This window comes from Phenylobacterium sp., assembly GCF_036723115.1.
Lineage (GTDB): Bacteria > Pseudomonadota > Alphaproteobacteria > Caulobacterales > Caulobacteraceae > Phenylobacterium.
The window spans coordinates 1-2648 of record NZ_DAIMHV010000223.1 but is presented as its reverse complement, the minus strand read 5'-3'; the positions used below and the strand labels follow the sequence as shown (position 1 = coordinate 2648).

5 protein-coding genes are annotated in these 2648 nt (G+C 73.8%); 4 read left to right on the top strand and 1 reads right to left on the bottom strand.

Annotated elements, in window-relative coordinates; genetic code table 11:
• On the bottom strand, positions 1–404 hold a 404-nt coding region (locus V7D28_RS14730), incomplete at its 3' end, for a carboxylesterase family protein (RefSeq protein ID WP_333588138.1).
• A gap of 169 nt (positions 405–573) precedes the next feature.
• Between V7D28_RS14730 and V7D28_RS14725 the strand changes: the two genes are divergently transcribed.
• From V7D28_RS14725 to V7D28_RS14710, 4 genes are all read left to right on the top strand, one after another.
• The gene (locus tag V7D28_RS14725) at positions 574–1101 is read left to right on the top strand and encodes a Spy/CpxP family protein refolding chaperone (RefSeq protein WP_333588137.1); all 528 of its coding nucleotides are present in this window, start codon (positions 574–576) and stop codon (positions 1099–1101) included.
• 77 nt (positions 1102–1178) lie between these two features.
• Positions 1179–1907, top strand: a complete 729-nt coding sequence (gene ccmC, locus V7D28_RS14720; RefSeq protein WP_333588136.1) for a heme ABC transporter permease CcmC — start codon at positions 1179–1181, stop codon at positions 1905–1907.
• 10 nt (positions 1908–1917) lie between these two features.
• The gene (gene ccmD / locus V7D28_RS14715) at positions 1918–2115 is read left to right on the top strand and encodes a heme exporter protein CcmD (RefSeq protein ID WP_333588135.1); all 198 of its coding nucleotides are present in this window, start codon (positions 1918–1920) and stop codon (positions 2113–2115) included.
• Positions 2112–2627 carry a DsbE family thiol:disulfide interchange protein gene (locus V7D28_RS14710; protein ID WP_333588134.1) on the top strand — a complete coding sequence of 172 codons (516 nt, stop codon included), beginning with the start codon at positions 2112–2114 and terminating at the stop codon, positions 2625–2627. The genes ccmD and V7D28_RS14710 overlap by 4 nt, the downstream gene beginning before the upstream one ends.
• Positions 2628–2648 lie beyond the last annotated feature (21 nt).

The window sequence follows — 2648 nt, the reverse complement described above, 5'->3', positions numbered from 1 at the left end:
CCCCCGTGGATCCACACCATGACCGGCGCGTCCTTTGGGGCGCCTAAGGGGGCGTAGACGTTCAGCTGCAGGCAGTCCTCGCTCATGGGCCCGTTGGCCCCGCCGTCATTGGGGGCGCCGTCGGCGCGCATGGGCTGGGGACAGGAAGGCCCGGCGGCCACCGCCTGGCGCACCCCGGTCCAGGGGGCGGCCGGCGCCGGCGGCGCCCAGCGCAGCGCCCCCACGGGCGGGGCGGCATAGGGGATGTTGCGGAAGATGACCGCCCGGTCGGTGGCCTCGCCTTCCAGCCGGCCGGTCTCCACCGTCACCTGCAGGCGCGCTGCGGCCTCAGGCGCCTGCGCCTGCGCGCCTGGCGCCAGGAAGATGAGCGCCAGTCCCGCCAGCGCGCCTGTCCAGCCCTGCATTCACCCCTCCTGCCGTCGCCGCCGAAAGGGGAGCCTGAGGCCGCGCCCGCGGTCAAGCCGCGGCGCCCGGCGGTGGCGGGCCAGGGCGTGCGAAAAAAGACCGACGGAATCTGATCCCTGCCCCGTGCAAGGAGACGAGAGGGGCGTTCAACAGATGAAGAGACCAGACATGAAGAGCCTCAAGACCCTGACCGCCGCCGGCGCCGCGCTCGCCGCGCTCAGCCTTGGCCTGGCCGCCCAGGCGCAGACCCAGCCTCAGCCGGGCCCCGGCGCCCAGCGTCCCGGCCCCGAAGCCGGCCGCGATTGGCGGGGCCAGCGCCCCGACCCGGCCCAGATGCGCGCCCAGGCCAGCGAGCGCATGACCACCGTCCTGCAGCTGACGCCCGCCCAGGCGCCGGCGCTCAACGCCTATCTGGACGCCATGGCCCCGCCGGCCGGCGCCCGCCAGGCCATGGGCCAGCGCCGGGCCGAGATGCGCGCCATGACCACGCCCCAGCGCCTGGACGCCATGGCCGCCCAGATGGCCGAACGCCAGCAGGCCTTCACCCGCCGGGCCGAGGCCACCAAGCGCTTCTACGCCCAGCTGACGCCCGCCCAGCAGAAGGCCTTCGACGCCATGGGCCCCATGGGCGGTCGCGGCGGCATGGGCGGCCCGATGGGCGGTCCGCATGGCGGCGGCGGCAAGGGCCGGGGCTAAGCCCCACGCGCCTACCCCGCCCCCTGGGGATGATGCGTATCTTGCGGGGGGCGGCCGGGTGGCGCTAATTGCCAGCCATGATCCCGGCCCCGGCCTTTCTGTCCAACCCTGAGCGGTTCATGGCGTTCTCGCGCTGGGCGGCCCCCCTGCTGGGGGTGATCGCCGGCGCCCTGGCCCTGGCCGGCCTCTATCTCGGCTTTGCCGCCCCTGAGGACTATCAGCAGGGCGATACGGTGCGGATCATGTTCATCCATGTGCCGGCGGCCTGGATGAGCATGTTCTGCTATGCCTGCCTGGCCGTGGCCAGTTTCCTGGCGCTGGTCTTCCGCCACGCCCTGGCCGACGCCGCGGCCCAGGCCGCCGCCCCCCTGGGCGCCGGCTTCACCCTGCTGGCGCTGATCACCGGCTCCCTCTGGGGCCGGCCCATGTGGGGCACCTGGTGGGAGTGGGACGCCCGCATGACCTCGGTGCTGGTCCTCTTCCTGTTCTACATCGCCTATATGGCCCTGCGCGCAGCCATGGACGATGAGGCCAAGGCCGCCCGGGCCGGCGCCATTCTGGCCCTGGTCGGCGCGGTGAACCTGCCCATCGTCAAGTTCTCGGTGGACTGGTGGAACAGCCTGCATCAGGGCGCCTCGGTCTTCCGCGCCGACGGCCCCACCGTGGCGGCGGTCTTCCTCTGGCCCCTGCTGATCATGGCGCTCGCCTATATGGCGGCCTTCGGGGCGCTGTGGCTGGTGCGCATCCGCGCCGAGGTCTGGCGCCGGCGGGCCGAGGCGCTGGCCCTGCGCGCGGCCCGCGGATAGGAGCCGTCCCATGCTCGATTTCGACGCCAGCCCCTATGGCGCCTATGTGTGGCCGGCCTTCGCCATCACCGCGCTCGTCTTCGCCGGCCTGATCGCCGACAGCCTGGCCCGCGCCCGGCGCTGGCGGACCCGCACCGAGAGGCTCCGCCGGGCGGAGGGAACGACGCAGTCCGCCGACGCCGCCCCCGTGCGGGAACCAACCCCATGAGCCGCTGGCTCGCCCTCCTGCCGCTGGCGGCGCTCGTCCTGCTGGCCCTGATGTTCGGCCTCTTTTCCCTGAACCGCGACCCGCAGGTCCAGCCCCAGGCCATGGTGGGCCAGCCCATGCCCGCGCTCACCTTGCCTCGGCTGACTGACGGGGCCATGCGGCCCCTGGCGCAGGCGGCCGGCGGGCGGCCGGTGCTGGTCAACTTCTTCGCCTCCTGGTGCCCGCCCTGCGAGGTGGAGCATCCGGTCCTGGTGGACCTGGCCGCCCAGGGCGTGCCCATCATCGGCGTGGCCTATAAGGACGCCCCGCCCCAGACCCAGGCCTTCCTCACCCGCCTGGGCGACCCCTTCACCGAACATCTGGTGGACCGCGACGGCCGCGCCGGCGTGGAGTTCGGCGTCACCGGCGTGCCGGAGACCTATCTGATCGGCGCCGACGGCGTGATCCTCGCCAAGCATTCCGGCCCGCTGACGGCGGAGGATGCGGCGGCGCTGTGGGGGCGGCGGGAGTAGGAGCCTGCCCGCCGCCCCCAC